This window comes from Enterococcus sp. DIV1279b, from assembly GCF_050531515.1.
GTDB lineage: Bacteria > Bacillota > Bacilli > Lactobacillales > Enterococcaceae > Enterococcus_D > Enterococcus_D casseliflavus.
Map to the genome: position 1 here is coordinate 912257 of NZ_CP172891.1, position 16615 is coordinate 928871.

Annotated in this window: 12 protein-coding genes and 1 pseudogene; 11 read left to right on the top strand and 2 right to left on the bottom strand. The window is 42.0% G+C overall.

Going from position 1 to position 16615, the window contains the following annotated elements:
• Positions 1–4 precede the first annotated feature (4 nt).
• The 8 genes from IGI71_RS04320 to IGI71_RS04355 all read left to right on the top strand — a co-directional run bounded on the left by IGI71_RS04320 (position 5) and on the right by IGI71_RS04355 (position 9580).
• Positions 5–400 (top strand): hypothetical protein, encoded by a 396-nt coding sequence (locus IGI71_RS04320; protein ID WP_010747646.1) that lies wholly within the window; start codon positions 5–7, stop codon positions 398–400.
• 25 nt (positions 401–425) lie between these two features.
• Positions 426–833: a NusG domain II-containing protein gene (locus tag IGI71_RS04325; RefSeq protein WP_034868672.1), complete on the top strand. Its 408-nt coding sequence runs from the start codon at positions 426–428 to the stop codon at positions 831–833.
• A gap of 375 nt (positions 834–1208) precedes the next feature.
• On the top strand, positions 1209–1916 hold the full coding sequence (locus IGI71_RS04330) for an EAL domain-containing protein (RefSeq protein ID WP_010747648.1): 708 nt from the start codon (positions 1209–1211) through the stop codon (positions 1914–1916).
• A 4-nt stretch (positions 1917–1920) separates the two neighbouring features.
• Complete coding sequence (locus tag IGI71_RS04335; protein ID WP_010747649.1) at positions 1921–3030, top strand: GGDEF domain-containing protein; 1110 nt, start codon at positions 1921–1923, stop codon at positions 3028–3030.
• A 332-nt stretch (positions 3031–3362) separates the two neighbouring features.
• Positions 3363–4415 carry a GGDEF domain-containing protein gene (locus tag IGI71_RS04340; protein WP_005225346.1) on the top strand — a complete coding sequence of 351 codons (1053 nt, stop codon included), beginning with the start codon at positions 3363–3365 and terminating at the stop codon, positions 4413–4415.
• 59 nt (positions 4416–4474) lie between these two features.
• Positions 4475–5515, top strand: coding sequence for a bifunctional glycosyltransferase family 2/GtrA family protein (locus IGI71_RS04345; RefSeq protein WP_010747650.1), 1041 nt, complete (start codon positions 4475–4477; stop codon positions 5513–5515).
• Entirely contained in the window at positions 5512–7776 is a 2265-nt protein-coding gene (locus IGI71_RS04350; protein WP_430616184.1) for a glycosyltransferase family 2 protein, read from the top strand. The genes IGI71_RS04345 and IGI71_RS04350 overlap by 4 nt, the downstream gene beginning before the upstream one ends.
• The gene (locus tag IGI71_RS04355) at positions 7751–9580 is read left to right on the top strand and encodes a hypothetical protein (RefSeq protein WP_010747653.1); all 1830 of its coding nucleotides are present in this window, start codon (positions 7751–7753) and stop codon (positions 9578–9580) included. The genes IGI71_RS04350 and IGI71_RS04355 overlap by 26 nt, the downstream gene beginning before the upstream one ends.
• Positions 9581–9702: 122 nt before the next feature.
• On the opposite strand, the gene IGI71_RS04360 is transcribed toward IGI71_RS04355, so the two are convergent.
• Positions 9703–10197, bottom strand: coding sequence for a hypothetical protein (locus IGI71_RS04360; RefSeq protein WP_010747654.1), 495 nt, complete (start codon positions 10195–10197; stop codon positions 9703–9705).
• A gap of 1000 nt (positions 10198–11197) precedes the next feature.
• Here IGI71_RS04360 and allW point away from each other — a divergent pair.
• The 3 genes and pseudogenes from allW to IGI71_RS04375 all read left to right on the top strand — a co-directional run bounded on the left by allW (position 11198) and on the right by IGI71_RS04375 (position 15380).
• Positions 11198–12679 (top strand): allantoin permease, encoded by a 1482-nt coding sequence (allW, locus tag IGI71_RS04365; RefSeq protein WP_010747655.1) that lies wholly within the window; start codon positions 11198–11200, stop codon positions 12677–12679.
• 15 nt (positions 12680–12694) lie between these two features.
• Positions 12695–14053 (top strand): annotated as a pseudogene (allB, locus tag IGI71_RS04370) (allantoinase AllB).
• A gap of 76 nt (positions 14054–14129) precedes the next feature.
• Positions 14130–15380, top strand: coding sequence for an MFS transporter (locus tag IGI71_RS04375; RefSeq protein WP_010747658.1), 1251 nt, complete (start codon positions 14130–14132; stop codon positions 15378–15380).
• 252 nt (positions 15381–15632) lie between these two features.
• On the opposite strand, the gene IGI71_RS04380 is transcribed toward IGI71_RS04375, so the two are convergent.
• A complete protein-coding gene (locus IGI71_RS04380; RefSeq protein ID WP_005225353.1) occupies positions 15633–16514 on the bottom strand; it encodes an AraC family transcriptional regulator in 882 nt (293 codons plus the stop codon).
• Positions 16515–16615: the final 101 nt, after the last annotated feature.

A 16615-nucleotide genomic window follows, 5' to 3' on the forward strand; every position in this document is an offset into this window, starting at 1 on the left:
GAAAATGGAGATCATCTATCCGTCATTGATTGAAGAAGCCTATCGTCACAGTAAAAAATTTCATCCAGAGATCACCAAAGAGGCAATCTATCGCCATTTTTACGAAGCAGGCTTGATTAAAGAAAACGGCGATCCGACGGAAAAAGCCTTGTCAGAAGGGGTCGTTAAAGATTATACTGAGGACTGGGATCTTACCTTTGAAGAATTTTTGATGATCTACCCCGTGTTTCGTTCCTTTGACTCAAAGCATTTCAAGAAGATCGAGCATTTTTGGGAAATGGATTTGGCTTTGCAAGAACAAATTCTTACCCAATGGGAGCAAGAAACCTTCACAGAGGAAGAGATCATCGACCTAACTGCTTTTTTTGAAGAGCGATTACCTTCTAAAAAGCAACAGTGAATGAACCGTGAAAGGCGTACATGTGATGAAAAAGACGATCCAGCCATTTTTAAAACTTCTAAAGCCCTATGATTATCTGCTGTTTATTCTGTTAGTTGTCGGCTCTTTTTTACCGCTTTTTCTATTTGAAGCACAAGCTCAAAGTGATACCGGCGATCGGTATGCAATCGTGCGGATCAATGGAGAAGAGGTTGACCGTTTTAACTTAGAAGAAATCGATGCGATGGAAAAAACCTACTATCCAGCAGAAGGTCAGTACAATATCGTCGAGATCAAAGATGGCGCGATCCGAGTTCGTGAAGACAATAGTCCCGACCAGATTGCTGTCAAAACCAGCTGGATCTATCGCAATGGGCAGACGAGCATTTGCCTGCCTCATAAGCTGGTGATCGAGATCAAGCAAGCCGGTGCCTCTGACTATTTAATTTATTAACAGAAAAAGGAAGCCAGCTGAACAATTCCTGTTCAGCTGGCTTTTTTATGAGGATGAGCAGAAGAAGCTGTCAAAACCGCCAATCGACCAACGTGTAAGTCAGCCAGAAACAGCGTTTTTGATACAAGAAAAGCGCAGAATTCCAACTGTCAGAAGAAAGAGGAACTATGGGTGAAAGCTACAATCTCTGTCCAATCTTTCACAAAAATTTCTGCCCAATCATCTAAAATAGTTGGGGAACTGCGGCTCTATTTGGTATACTTAGGCAAGTCAGTTCCTTTGAAGCTTCTCTTTCTAAGGACTATGAACGAGCGATGATACGAATATGACCAATTTTCGGAAGTGATAACTTTACTAGATGGGGGCTTAACGAAGATGGGAAATGAAACAATTTGGGAAAACACAGACAATTTTTATCTGTTATGTCAACCAATCATGCAGGTAGAATCGCTAAGTCAGCAAGAGGTGAACGGCTATGAGGTCTTGCTGCGCAGCGAGAAAAACAACCGCTTTCCGCAACAAGAATTCAGCGCAATGATTCAATCTGAAAGCGGCAATCAGCAGTTGATGGGGTGGTATGCCCAGGAGCTGCAACGGTTGTGCCAAAAAAAGCCGAAAACCCGCTTTAGTGTCAATATTCATCCACAACAGCTGCTGTGGCAGTCAACGTGGACTTTTTTTGAGGGGATGACTGCCCACAAAGAGCAGTTGCAGATCGAATTAACAGAGCATCCTGTAAAAGGTCAGCATGATTCTTTTGATTTGTCTACTGCTCTTGCAAAAATCAAAGCCTATGGCTATGTGATCGCTGTCGATGACATCGGCTGTGGCCAAAATACCCTGTCATTGGTCTTTGCCAATCTTGAAAATGTGGATTGTTTGAAATTTTCACTACTGCCGTTTATTCAGCTCGATGAGGAGATCGGGTTTAGTTTCTTGACCTGTTGGTTGAAGGTCGCCAAAAAGTATCAGCTTGAGTTGATCGTTGAAGACATCGAGACCCGCGATAAGATGACGCAGCTGCTTGAGATGGGGGTTCATTTACAACAAGGATATTTATGGTCTAAAGGAGAGCGATTGTGATGGAATGTTAGAACGAGGCGTGCTCTTGGCGTTTGGTTTGCCGCTGATGATTGCCAGTTTACTGGTGACCGCAGATGTTTTTGTACGAAGTGTGCAAAAAATATCGGTTTCTCGTCCATTTAAGTATTTTATTATTGGTATTCTGACGTTTACACATTTGTATTTTATTCTTTCTTTTTCAATGAATTCAGTTGGGTTTATCTGTTATCAATACACAACTGCTTTTATTGCGAGTCATTTTTTCTATGGTGATCGTGGCAAGATCTTGATTTTGATAACGCCGTGTATGGTCGTTTTCTATTTACTGTTTGTCGGTTTTTCTGACATTGGCAAAGCCTTTTATTTACCGCTATTAGGTGTCGGTGTCTTTGTCCTTGATTTTCTCTTATCAAAAATCAAGCCGCTGCGTCCGCAACAGCAATTTTATTTGATGTATTTTTTGACCTGTCTGCTCTCACCGCGTTTTTCGATGTTGGTCCATCATACGACGACCTATGACTGGGAAGCGATGTTGGCAGTACTTGTTGGTTCTTTTGTGCTGTTGGGCGGCTTTATGTGGCTGCATCGGTTGATTGAAGGCGAAGAGTACCAAGTACTGGCAGATTTGGCGAATAGTAAGATCGATGCGTTGACCGGCTGCTTCAACTATGGGACCTATAACCACGATCTGCTTCAAGCCGTTTCACAGAAAAAGACTGTGACGATCGCCATGATCGATCTCGATCACTTCAAAAAGGTCAACGACCGTTATGGTCATATCGCTGGAAATGAACTGTTGAGAACCTTTGCCACACGGACGACTACTTTTTTAGAGGCGCATTTTGCCGAGACCTTTTCCTTTTATCGTTATGGAGGCGAAGAGTTCTGTGTCGTGATCGAAGGGGATGTCAAAGAAAAGACCATAGCTGCGATGACGACGCTGTGTCAAACCATTTCCAGCAGTATGTTTCCTGTCGCCAATTTTGAAAAAGGGACGATGTCTTTGTCATGCGGCGTTGAAGCGAGCACCGTTTGTCATGGCGATATCTTGGCAGCCGTCGAAAGAGCCGATCAAGCACTCTATCTCGCAAAACAAAGTGGTCGAAATCGGGTGTGCACCTTACCTGACACGTAAAAAAATAATGAAAAAATGATTTGCACAAATTCACAAAGAATTAAATCTTTATGCACAAAAAGTTAGTAATAATAAAGAAATAATGTTATTTATTTAAAAAATATACATTTTGCTTTTTTTATTTATCTTGAGAATCTTCGTATATCAACAAAAAGATTGAAACTATGTATAATTTCTGGTAAATTATTCTAAATCAAGAGTGATAAAAACTGTCAATAATAAATAGTGATTCTTACTTGATGCTTTGTCCGCTTTTCCAATGAAATGTTTCTGGAATTGTCCCGTCGAATCAGCAAGTAAGGGTTCTTTTTTTTAGAAAGGAAGCACAGGAAATGGCAAATACGCTGGTTGTCAATACACTCGCAAATTTAGGCGCAATTATCATCAATATTTATTTGTTATTCAAAATCAGTGACGGATTCGTTGGCCAAGGGACGTTCAAAGCGAAACAGATCGCAGCTGCGATTGCTTGTGAAACCGTGGTAGGGATGCTGATGATGAATTTCTCTTACGTCGTATACGAAACGCGATTTGACCTGCGCTTTTTGCTTTACGCTTTTTCCATGAAATATCTGGGGTGGAAGGTGACCGTACCGACGATGGTCAATCTAGCGTTAGGGCGTTTCTTGTTTGAAGTATCAAAATCGTCTTGGTTGAACTTATATCTTACGTTTTTTTTGATAGTGACACTGACATTTCTGCATGCCTGGGCCAAACGGCGATTTACTGACAAACAAGAGTTGTTCCTATCAATTACCTACTTGATCGCTATCTCCTTTCTTTTTGGTTTTTATCTGACGGGTGATATTCAAAAAACGACCCTAATTTATATAGTTTATGGCATTCTGGCCTATACTTTGGCGTTTTTCCTTTACTCGATAGTAAATGATATGCAGCGCATTTTGGCATTGGTCAAAATCGATGATCTTACGCAGTTGAACAACTTCCGTAAATTTCAAGATGACCGCCAACGCCTAGACACGACCGAGGTGGACTTATCGATCGCTTTGATCGATATCGATCATTTCAAAAATTACAATGACCGTTACGGACACCGTGCTGGGGATGTGATTTTGCAAGAAATCGCTCGTATTTTTTCGACCTACTGTACAGCGAGCAATCCGGTCTATCGCATCGGTGGGGAAGAGTTTGCGATCTTGATCCAAGGAGACGCACAGGCTGCTGCTTATCTCCTCGAAAAAATTCAAAAGCGCATCCGTTACCAAGAGATCATCTTGGATGCAGGCGATTCGGTCAGCATCACGTTGTCGATTGGGATCGCACAACGGCAAAAGGGCGAGTTGCTACAGCAAACACAAGAACGAGCGGATCAAGCATTGTATCGAGCCAAGCGCAGCGGTCGCGACCAACTCTGTCTTTACTGATGGAGTTGGCTTCTTTTCTTTTTTATTTTCAAAAATACTACCTTTAATGAGGAGCGCATATGGAAAATAGTTTAATCATGATTCCTTCGCTAGAACCTGACCACAAACTGCTGGCTCTGGTGGAGAAAATTCGTTTGCATAACCAGCACCTGCCGATTTTGGTCGTGGATGATGGCAGTGGGGTAGCTTATCAACCTGTCTTTTCGGCATTGGCACAGCAGTTTGGTTGTCAGGTTTTGACCCATCCAAAGAATCTTGGAAAAGGCGCAGCCATCAAAACCGCCCTCACTGAAGTGCTGACAAACCAGCCAGCTGTTGAATTTATGGTGACCATTGATTCGGATGGGCAGCATGAGTATACCGATATGATGGCTTGCTTAGCAAAGGCCCAAGACCATCCCGACAGTATTATTTTAGGGACCCGATCCTTTGGCAAAGAAGTGCCCTTGCGGAGTAAGTTCGGCAACATTTTGACCCGAAATATCCTACGTTTAGCGACTGGTCTTGCCATCGAGGATTCGCAGACGGGCTTAAGGGTTTTCCCTCGGAAATTCATGACAGATTTGTTGGCGATCTCAGGTGAGCGCTTTGATTATGAAACGCGGATGCTGATCGAAGCCCAGAAACGTGGGTGGCCGATTCTCTCGCAACCGATCGCCACCATCTATATTGAAGAAAATGCCTCTTCCCATTTTCGGGTCTTGGCAGATTCCGTCGCTATCTATAGCGTCTTTTTGAAGTATTTGTTTTCATCTGTGGTCTCCTTTTTTGTCGATGTGATCGCCTATGCGTTATTGATCCATTTCTTGTCTGTCATCGATCTGTCCTCCATCGTGATCGCTTCGTTGGGTGCCCGCTTGATTTCGGCGATCGTCAATTACTACATCAATCGCGAGCTTGTTTTTGGTCAACGGACAAAGAACAGTATGCTGCAGTATTTTTTATTAGTGATCGTACAGATTTTGCTGTCCTCTTTCCTCGTCTACCTGATCTATTTGATCCTGCCGATCGGGGATTCTGTGTTGTTAAAAATAGGCGTCGATTGCCTGCTCTTTTTCTTTAGTTACCATGTGCAAAAAAATGTCATCTTTAAGGAGTGATTGAGGTGGAACAAAAACGTTTGCCTTGGGCGAAAAAAGTCGTTTACTTTCTGGCGTTTGTCTTTTCGCTGATCTATTTATCATGGCGGGGGCTGTATACATTGCCATGGCACGAGTCTTGGTTTGCCCTGCTGTTTGGTTTGCTGCTTTGGGGCAGTGAGATCGTATCGAACTTTACGGGCTTGCTGTTGATTTGGAACAAAAACAAAGCAAAACCTTTTGAAAAACCGATCGTGCCAGAAGCCGACTATCCAGCGATCGATGTGTTGATTGCGACCCATAATGAAGAAGTGCCGCTTTTATTAAAAACGGTCAATGCGGCAGTTCATATGAAATACCCCGATCCCAAAAAAGTTCACATCTACTTGTCAGATGACACCAACCGTCCAGAGGTCAAAGCACTGGCAGATAAATTTGGCATCGGCTATATCGGATTGACAGGCAATCAGCATGCCAAGTCAGGCAATCTCAATCATGCATTGTCAAAAACCAATTCGCCGCTAGTGGCGACCTTTGATGCAGATATGATCCCTTACTCAGATTTTTTGCTGGAAACAGTGCCATATTTTGTGGCAAATCAGCAGGAACGCCGCAAAGATCAGACCATCAAACCGTTGGGCTTTGTCCAAACACCGCAAAGCTTTTACAATGCGGATCTTTTTCAGTACAATCTTTTTTCAGAAGCGGCGATCCCTAACGAGCAGGACTTCTTTTCCAGAGAAGTCAATGTTTTGAACAACGCCCATGATACAGCTATTTATACAGGTTCCAATACGGTGATCGCACGAGAAGCGATCGAAGCCGCTGGCGGATTTCCGACGAACACGATCACGGAAGATTTTGAATTAGGCGCCTTGATCAATTGCCAAGGTTATCGCAGTTTATCAACACTGCAGCCCATGGCCAGCGGTCTGTCTCCCATTGATATCCCAAGTGCCTTAAAGCAGCGGATTCGCTGGGGAAGAGGAGTGGTCCAAAGTGTCCACAATCTCCATCTTTTTAAGAACAAGACGTTGTCTTTGGCGCAAAAAATGGTTTTCTTAAACAGTTATTTGTATTGGTGGTCGTTTTTACGTCGGTTGCTGTTTATTTTCGCGCCGATTTTGTACACCGTCTTTAATGTAAGGGTCGTAGAGACCAACTTTTGGGTCTTGCTGCTGTTTTGGCTGCCAAGCTATACGTTCTTGCATTTGGCGATGCAGGATTTGAGCAGTGATATTCGAACGCAGCGCTGGGGCGAGATCCAGGAAACGATTTTTGCACCTTACCTAGTGATTCCTGTCTTTTTACAAGCCATTGGCATCAAAGAGACCCGTTTCAAAGTGACCAATAAAGCAGCAACTCAGTCTAAAAAAGACTTGTTGTTTGTGGTGCCGCATTTGTTGCTGTTGATTTTGACGATTATCGGCTTAGTGAAGTTTAATTACGGCAAATTCGGCTCAGAGATTTTCTATGGCAGCGTGTTGACTTTCTGGTTGCTGACCCATTTCTTTAACTTAACCTTTGCGGTCTTATTTTATCTCGGTCGCCCGATTTACCGAACGACGGAACGGTTTAGAGCCCATTATCCTGTTGAAGTTTCCGACCAAGACGCCAGCTATTTTTTGATGACAGAAAATATCTCAGAAAACGGCTTGTCCTTCGTTTCTGACGTTCCTCTTTATTTTCCGCCAGATGCGCAGCTGACGTTTAAAATCACCCGTAATGGCTACCAAGCAGAGATGACGGGAAACGTCGTCCGCGTTTTTTCAGGCAAGGATCGCTGGGTCTATGGGGTTGCTTTACACCAATTATCAGAACAAGACTACTTGGCTTATTTGCAGATCATTTATGATGGCTTCAATCAAAGCCTGCCAGTTCTGCGTGACCCGTGGATGACCTTCTTTGACAGTCTTTTTGAAAATCTCGGTAAGCATCTGCTGCAAGCCAAACAAAAGCCATTGCCGCCTCAACGAGTGCCTGTCCTGTCGATTGATCAAGAATGGGTCTTTGAAGAAGGAGCCTATACGGTCACAACGTTTGGTTTTGACCAGCTCACGTTGGTAAAAACAGAAGAAGTCGAGATGCCGACCCATCTAACCTTACCGATCAGTAATCTTGTGCTTCACGCTGAAAAAGCAACGGTTCAGTCAAAAGAAAATCAAGTGATTTATCAAGTAAGCAATCTTTCCGAGCTGCGTTTTACAGCAGCCTTTCAAGAATGGGTAGACAGCTTGCTGAGAAAGGAGGAAGGTGATGATCGAGATCCTGCTGCGATTTAGTCTTTTTGGTTTATCATTAGCTGGCTATGCCTATCTTTTTGTACGAGTTTGCCATTTTCCCAAACACATCAGCTGGATCGCTGCTTGCTGTTTGCCGATCCTCGTTCTTTCCTTTGTCGCATATGGTCCAAAAGGATGGTTGATCTGGGGGGCATGGGTTTTATTTGGTCTTGGTTTACTATTATGCGTTTGGCGTTTTTGGCAGGAGCGCTATCAGGTACGTTGGGGCTTGCAAGAGCCCATCCTGCTGTGGTTTTACGGCTATTTTGCTTTGTTCGTTTTAACCTTGCTTCACAGTCATTTGACCCACTATGACAACTTCTCCCATTGGGCGACGATCGTTAAATTCCTTTATACGCAGGGACAATTGCCAACGGCAGCCGATGCCATCATCAGTTTTACTTCCTATCCTTTAGGCAGCTCGCTGTTTGTTACTTATACAGCGATCATTGTTGGCTATCATGAGAATGTCTTGCTGATTGGTCAATTGATTTTGATTTTCTGTAGTCTGTATAGTTTCTTTGCGATTATTCGTGATCCGAAAAGAAAGCTAGCTTTTGCCCTGATCTTCACCAGTATGGCGGTTTTCAATTATTTTAATATTGCGATTCGAATGAATAATTTGTTAGTGGACTTTATCCTGCCAGTGTTGACTTTAGCTGGCATCGCTGGCTTATTCGCTTTAAAAGGCAACGTACTACCGTCGATCGGTTTCTTTCTTTTGATTGGCGCCTCTCTTGATTTGGTCAAAAATAGCGCCGTCTTTTTTCTGCTGATTTTAGGCGGCTATTTACTTGTCTGCTTGTGGCAGGCATCAGTTCGTTGGCGGCAACGGCTGGGCATGATGATTGTAGGATTAGCTGCCATTGGGCTATCTGTCCTGCCAGCGATTCTTTGGAACCTGCATGTCAAAGCGAATTTTCCTAAATCGAAGCATGAAGTCAGCGTGACCGCTTATAAACAGATTTTTGGCGAAAAGGATTCTCAGATACTGCAGCAGATTACGGATGTTTTTGTCAAAACCATCACGGATGTTGCGACGATCTCCACGCAAGGGATTCTCTTGATCCAGGTCATTCTTTTGGGCAGTTGGCTATTTGTCCGATTTATCATGAAAAAACGCAATCCATTTTTCAAAGAACTGCTGTTGATCGATGGTATCATTGGTGGGTATTATTTAGGAATCTATGCCATGTTCTTGTTCTCGATGCCCACTGATGAAGCATTGTCTTTGGCAGGGTTCGATCGCTATGCCTCAAGTATCGTGATTTTAGCACTTGGATTAATGACCTTTTTCATGGTCAGAGGCATTGATCATTTGTATCATGAACAAGCGATCGATCGGCGAAACTACCGTAGTTTTGCCAGCTTGACCACGAAAAAAATCTATCAATACAGTACCTTGATTCTGCTATTTTTTGCGACATTGCTGATCCTTTCAGAGAATAATGGCATGCGTTATACCAATCGTGAATATGCTGCTTCGATTCCAGCACAAGTTTCAGCCGTTACTGGCGATCACTTTGACCTAAACGAGAAAAAATATTTGGTGGTCAGTACTAACAAAGAAGCAGTAGATAGCTACTTAGTTGGCTATGTCGGAAAATATTACTTGTTTTCACCTAATGTCGATGGCCGAGAGAATTTCCTCTTATCAGATGCAGAATTTCGCTCGCTTTTAAAGCAATACGATGAAGTCGTCGTCTTAGAAGAGCACTATACCTTTAATGCCATGACGAAGAAGCTAACAGGCAAGACCTTTGCCCCAGGCGTATATTCGGTGGCGGAGGTGTTGGGGCGTTAAATGAAGATTATACACACAAAAGCCGATCCTACTCTAGAGAGGATCGGCTTTTGTGGTATCTGAAGGTTGATTTATACGGAATGCACATCAATAAAAGGAACGGCTGACATACAAAACGTTTCTTATAGCGAACAACAAATCTCATAACTGAAGGCATCAGCATTAACGACTTCTGAAAAAAGTTCCGTTTGGAACAGGACGCGAGGTTTTGATGTACGCAAAAGGTCTGAAAAGACGGTACTTGCTTTTTGGATGTTTTGTTCCTTTGTTGTTAGGGTGACATAGGTTGCTGCTGGTAAATGAAGGATTTGTTCCATTTCTTCAAGCACACTTGATTTTGCTAATTCGATAAAGAGATAGGTCTCGAACTTATTCTGATCCACAAAGCTGATCAAGCCACACTCATAGGTAGGCGTTAGCTGATGTGAAACGATGGTATCATAAGCCGCTGCCATTTTTTTATGGTAAGCAATATCACCAATTTTTCCTTCATAAGGAACCAGCCAAAAATGAGCTTCAGGAATTTCCAATGTGTGGACAACTTCACGCTTTTTGATTTCTTCCGAACGTTGGATCTCCGTTTTTATTTCGGTTAATAAGGTAACTTTTTCTTTCATTTCCGCTATTTTCTCTATTGCCGCTTTCGTGGCAAAATCGATCAAATTTTTTCGTTCGACTTGGACGCCGTCTGTAGAAACGAGTTCTTTCAGTGTTTTTAATGGAAGCTGAAGATCTGTCCATAGTCGAATGACTTCAATTAGATAAGCATTGTAACTGACGGATATCGTTCCTTAAGAAACCCTAAATTGAATCAGTCGGAGGATCTGGCGATCATTATTGAAACGAATCAATAAACATGCCAACTTTTCAAATAAGTAAAACAGCAAGTGCAGTCATTTTTGTTCATGGTTTCACCTGCTGTTTTTTTAGTTATGAAAAAGCTTTGCCGGTTGTTTTTTCAATAAGCATTAGGAGAAATACTGCCTTTTCCTTGATAATACCCCAAAGTTCGCTCGACTTTCCTTAAAAAAACGTATCTGGAAAACTATGGCGCTGATTTCTTGCTAAAGCAGGTACTGAATTTGTTGAAGAGGAACACGGGGTGAAAGTTTCTGTCCGTCTTGCTATTGAGCAGTGAAGAATGACAAAGCGAATTGATTCTTTGACTGGCTGATTGATCAAAGGCCGATCATAACGAGAAAAATGATACAGGGGAGAGAGGAGAGCAAATACCAGATTGATTTTTACATGATAGGTATAAAGGATGCAAAAAGACGAATGTAGAAAATACAAGTAAAGACAAGAAAATGGTCAAATGGGAAAAATAGGCATTAACCTTCAACAAAATAATTTTTTACCTTCTTTATGATTGTTTTAATCGAAAAATAAAATTATTTTTAGCTAATTTGCACAAACGTATAAAAATATTTGTGTTTCCTGTTAAATGTAAGGAAACGATTCGCACATTACAATGTGAGTAACGCATGAAAACGCTCTTATATCAATCTTCTATACGGATTCGCTTGATTGATCATCTCTGAATCATTCGCGATAGCTATCAGCATTTTGTTTGTGAAAATGATCGATCGAGACAAATAAAGACAAGGAGGAGGAATAGTGGAAAATAAAGATTACCAAGTTTCAGAAGAGGAAGCCGCACGATACCGGGAAAGAGGGTACAACGAAGATATGCTTCCTAAAACACGTGAGAAAAGAAATATGGGAACAAAAAACTATTTTACACTTTGGATGGGATCGGTACATAACATCCCCAACTATACGGCTGTCGGCGGTTTCTTGTTCCTAGGTTTGTCTCCCATTAATGTGATGTTAGCCCTTATACTCAGCGCATTTGTCGTTGCGCTATTCATGACCGTGAATGGAAGAGCTGGTTCGAAATACGGTATTCCCTTTGCTATCCATCTTCGGTCGGTCTATGGGGATGTCGGAGCAAAATTGCCAGGATTTTTACGAGGGTGTGTGGCTGCGATTGCTTGGTTTGGCTTGCAGAACTATACCGGATCTTTAGCACTTTTAGTATTGATCGGTAAAATTTGGCCCGAGTTTTTGACGCTTGGCGGCTCTGCCGATTTTTTCGGTATCAGTATTCCTGGACTCATTGCATTTACACTTTTTTGGCTGATCAATATGCTGATTGGACTTGGCGGTGGAAACATTCTTAATAAATTTACAGCGATCTTAAGTCCGTTAATCTATCTGGTATTCGGAGGAATGGCTGTGTGGGCTATTCAAGCCGCTGGAGGGATAGGTGAAATCTTAGCTTTTGATACAAGCGGTGCAGCGCAAAGTGTCAACCCGATTTTTGCCTATTTTATGATTATTAATTCTGTCTTAGCAGTTTGGGCTGCGCCGGGAGCAAGTGTCTCTGACTTTACGCAAAATGCCAAGTCCACTAGAGACCAAACGATTGGACAGATGGCAAGTCTGCTGGTTGCTTATATTATTTTTGCATTCTCCAGTGCAGCGATCTTAATCGGCGGGTTGATTCATTATGGCATTCAAGAGTGGAATGTGTTGAATATTGTGGAACGCTGGGACAGTTTTCCTGCAGTCGTGATTGCAATGACGGTTTTCTTACTTACCACAATCTCTACGAATGCTACCGGTAATATTATTCCTGCAGCGTATCAGTTGTCTGCGTTGTTTCCAACAAAGGTCAATTACAAGAAAGGGGTTATCATTGCAAGCTTGATAAGTTTCATGATTATGCCGTGGAAGTTAATGGAAAATGCGGACAGTATCTTTATTTTCTTGAATTCAATTGGCGCTGTATTGGGGCCGGTTGCCGGTGTGATGATTGCGCATTATTTTTTTATCGGGAAACAAACCATTTGTTTAGACGATTTGTATATTGATCGCAAAAAGGACAATACCAAAAATAGCTATCGCGGGCTGAATCGACAAGCCTACACCGCAACCATCCTTGCGCTGCTGATTTCATTTAGCGGACAATTTATTCCAGTGTTGCAAGCGGTTTCTAATGTCTCATGGTTAGTTGGATTTTCCTGTGCATTCATTATCTACGTTGGTTTAAAGAAATTAGGCTCTGAAGATAATTCTGAAGAAGCCGTTAATTAAAAAGGAGGAAGTAGAATGAGTCATGATTTGGTTATAAAGAATGGTTTAGTAATTTTGGAAAATGGAGAGGTAGAAACGGATGTTGCAGTCAAGGACGGGATAATATCGGCGATCGGAAAAGATCTGACTGGCGCTCAAACAATTGATGCCTCAGGACTGGTAGTAAGTCCCGGTATGCTAGATGCTCATGTTCATATTACTGATCCTGGCGGAGGTTATCGTGATCATTGGTAAGGATACGAAACTGGAACCGCATCTTGCGCCAAAGGCGGCGTTACTTCATTTATGGAAATGCCGTTAAACCAAGTTCCTGCAACAACCGATGCAGAGAGTTTGGCTATCAAGTACCAAGCAGGAAAAAATAAACTGCGGGTAGATGTTGCCTCATTCGGCGGGCTTACTCCGTTAAACTTAGACGGTGGTATTCAAGAACTGGATGAAGGCGGCGTCACTGCATATAAATGTTTTATGGGGACTTGCGGCGATCGGACAATTGACGGCGATTTCATGAATGTCGACGATTATTCATTATATGAAGGAATGAAGCAAATAGCTAAAACTGGAAAAGTGTTGGCGATTCATGCGGAAAATGCCCCTATCACTGATAAGTTAGGTGAAATTGCATATAAAAATGGAGAGACCACACTTGAAGCGTATGTCAACACGCGTCCCGTCTTTACGGAAGTGGAACCTATTCGCCGTGCCATTCTTCTTGCAAAAGAAACTGGCTGCCGCATCCATATTGTCCATGTTGCTTGTCCAGAAGGTGTAGAAGAAATCACGAAAGCTCGCGCTGAAGGTGTGGATGTAACATGCGAAACGTGTACGCATTATTTATACTTTCATACAGCCGAGCTCGATTCGATTGGCCCTGTAGTGAAATGTTCACCGCCAATTCGTGATTTATCTGCTCGTGAAGCTTTATGGGAAAAGGTTTTAGCCGGTGAGATCTCTTTTATAACCTCCGATCATTCTCCTTGTACGCCAGATTTGAAAGACAAAGAAAATGCTTTTGAAGCATGGGGAGGAATTTCTGGGGTTCAAAACAATGTCGACGTTCTCTTTGACGAAGGTGTCCAAAAGCGAGGGATGAGCTTGAAAATGTTTGCCGATATAATAGCAAAAAATCCTGCTGATCGTTATAATCTACACTCAAAAGGACGCATCAGTATCGGAAAAGATGCCGACTTTGTTCTTATTAAACCGAACGCACCTTATATACTAAAAGCAGAAGACTTAGAGTATCGCAACAAAATCAGCCCATATATTGGTCGTGAGATTGGCGCGCAAGTCGTGCAAACGATTTTACGCGGAGAAACGATTTATAGTCAAGAAACTGGGGTAACAAAAGCATTCTCTGGAAAATTTTTCTAACTGAAACGATTCATTCGATGAACTGCGGATTTTTCCGCGGTTCATCGTAATTTTAAATTCAGGGAGGACGTGTGAAATGAGAGAAAAAACAGAACGTGAGCGAGCTCCCTACTGGAAGCAGATCGTTTTTGTCTTAACAGCCGGCTGGATTGTTATTTGGATCTATCGAACGATCTTAACACCCATTTATCCAATCATCAGCAGTTTTTTTGGCGGAGCAAGCGATGCAAGTCTGGGAAATATTTCCAGCTTTTATTTTTTAGGCTATGTATGTATGCAGATTCCTTCTGGTATATTGGTTGATCGTCTTGGAAAAAAGAAAATTTTAATCCCTGGGTTTCTGCTTTTAGGAATAGGTACTTTGGTAGTTGCGCTCTCTCAGAGAATTTCGACGGTTTTTATTGGAAGTATCCTTGCTGGAGTGGGTTGCGGAACCTACTATGGTGCAGCCTATTCATTAACGACTGAACATGTTCCGTTAAACAAAAAAAGTTTGGCAACTGCTATCGTAAATAGCGGAACTGCGGTTGGAAGCGGTCTTGGTCTGATTTCCTCTAGTTTTTTCGTTGGAGAAGGGATTTTACCCTGGCAGTCTTTATTATACATAACAGCTATTTTAGTTTTAATCATGATTGTCATTTTTCAGAAATTTATTCGCGAAGAACTGCCTGCGTCGAAGAAAGAAAACGCGCCTGTTAAAAAAAGTAGAATCTCTTTAAAAGATTTATTTAAGCTTCCAATGATTTCAGCCTATATTCTCTATTTTTCAACATTGTATGCGTATTATTTAATTGACACATGGCTGCCAAACTTTTTAGAAACTGAAAGAGGTTTTCAAGGAACTGCAATCGGGGTGACTTCTTCTTTAGTTTTTTTCGCTGCAATCCCTGGTGCCTTGGTTTTTAGCCGAATTGCAGACAGAATTCCAAATAAGAAAGTGACGATTATTATTTTTCTGGAAATCGCAGCTGCCTTTGTGCTGTTTATCACAGTCACGACATCAAATCAATCCTTGCTGATTTTTGGGATTATAGCGTATGGATTTTTAGGGAAATTAGCAGTTGAACCGATTATCATTTCTTGGCTAGGACAATATGCCCCCAGAAAAAGTATTGCAACTACTTATGGTGTCTTTAATTTCTTTGGAATGTCCGCCTCTGTGCTAGTTCCTTCAATAACAGGTATGATCTCAGATGCGACAGGAACAAAAGTTTATGCTTTTTATTTAGCAATTGGTATTCTTTGTGCGGGCACACTGCTGTTCTATTTAATTAACAGATTTTATGAGAAAAGTAAGAAAGAGTTTGAGGAAAAACACAGCAGTTGATACAGTGTTTCTGCAATTGTTTCAGCGGTTAGATTATCGAGAAGCCAGCTGCTGACTGGCGATGCGAATTTTAAAAAGCATTTTATGAGATAGTATAGACATTCATTTCTCAAAAATGTCTTTATTTTTTTAGACGCAGCAATGAATAGTCACCAGAAAAGCTGCTCTTTTGTTATCGTTTCTAAACAGTCCTTGCCAGCAGTGCCTATCGAAAAGGTGCCGGCAAGGGCTGTTTTTTGTAAAGAAAAATAGTTACCGTCCATTCTCCGTCTGTCGATAATCACTAGGTGAAATGCCGACTTTTTTCTTGAATAAACGGCTGAAATAGGCGGTGTTTTCGATGCCGATCGCCAATGAGATCTCTTTGATGGAAAGGCGAGAATAGCGCAAAAGGTCTTTCGAATAAGAGATGCGTTTGCTGATCTGGTACTCGATGGGGGGCAAGCCCATATATTTGGAAAACTCCTTGACGATTTGATACTTATTGATATGATACCTTTCCTCCAAAGATTCCAAGGTGATCCCTTGACGGAAATCTTCTTCTAGCTGGTCACGAATCTGCAAAATATAAGGCGGGATTTCACTATCCGAAAAGTCGAGATGATATTTTTGCAGGAGCAGTTCATTGAGCAGCTGATGGATCAAAACAGAGCTTTGGAAGGCAGTTTTCGCATTTGGTTCTGGCTGTAACATCAATAAATCTTGTAAGACCAAATGGATCGGATTTTGACGACTGCTGGCAGGATTGGTGTGAAAAACTGGACTGCCATTTTTGAGGAATTCCTCATAAAACGCTGCGACGTTGGCGCCATATAGATGGATCCAGTCCATTTCCCAGGGCTCTTGACTAACGGTGCGGTAGTACTGATAGTCTAGACAGTCGATAAAAAACACATCACCTGCTTTCAATTGATAGCTTTTTCCTTTGTAGCGCAATTCACCGCAGCCGGACAATGTATACTTGATCAAATAAGAAGGCAGGTTCTCTCGTTCTGTAAAGTAAGGTTTGCTGGCTTTGAAATAGCCGATTTCTTGAATGTAATAGAAAAGTTCACGCTGCTTTTGGGTTGAAGTATTGATGTAACGCAGTGAATCGGTTGACCATGAGTGGTTGGCTTTTTCCCAGTAATCCATCGGATCCTCCTTTTTACCAAGATTGTGCAAGTCTTTATCAAAATTGTGTGATGAAACTCGTTGATTGTCAAGCTAAAATTGAGTCAACAAGAATGAATCAG

Excerpts from the sequence above, each read along its gene's own strand:
- IGI71_RS04330 (WP_010747648.1), top strand. The coding sequence starts at position 1,209 with ATGGGAAATGAAACAATTTGGGAAAACACAGACAATTTTTATCTGTTA.
- IGI71_RS04345 (WP_010747650.1), top strand. The coding sequence starts at position 4,475 with ATGGAAAATAGTTTAATCATGATTCCTTCGCTAGAACCTGACCACAAA.
- IGI71_RS04380 (WP_005225353.1), bottom strand. The coding sequence starts at position 16,514 with ATGGATTACTGGGAAAAAGCCAACCACTCATGGTCAACCGATTCACTG.
- IGI71_RS04325 (WP_034868672.1), top strand. The coding sequence starts at position 426 with ATGAAAAAGACGATCCAGCCATTTTTAAAACTTCTAAAGCCCTATGAT.
- IGI71_RS04360 (WP_010747654.1), bottom strand. The coding sequence starts at position 10,197 with ATGAAAGAAAAAGTTACCTTATTAACCGAAATAAAAACGGAGATCCAA.
- IGI71_RS04375 (WP_010747658.1), top strand. The coding sequence starts at position 14,130 with ATGAGAGAAAAAACAGAACGTGAGCGAGCTCCCTACTGGAAGCAGATC.
- IGI71_RS04335 (WP_010747649.1), top strand. The coding sequence starts at position 1,921 with ATGTTAGAACGAGGCGTGCTCTTGGCGTTTGGTTTGCCGCTGATGATT.
- IGI71_RS04355 (WP_010747653.1), top strand. The coding sequence starts at position 7,751 with ATGATCGAGATCCTGCTGCGATTTAGTCTTTTTGGTTTATCATTAGCT.
- IGI71_RS04340 (WP_005225346.1), top strand. The coding sequence starts at position 3,363 with ATGGCAAATACGCTGGTTGTCAATACACTCGCAAATTTAGGCGCAATT.
- IGI71_RS04320 (WP_010747646.1), top strand. The coding sequence starts at position 5 with ATGGAGATCATCTATCCGTCATTGATTGAAGAAGCCTATCGTCACAGT.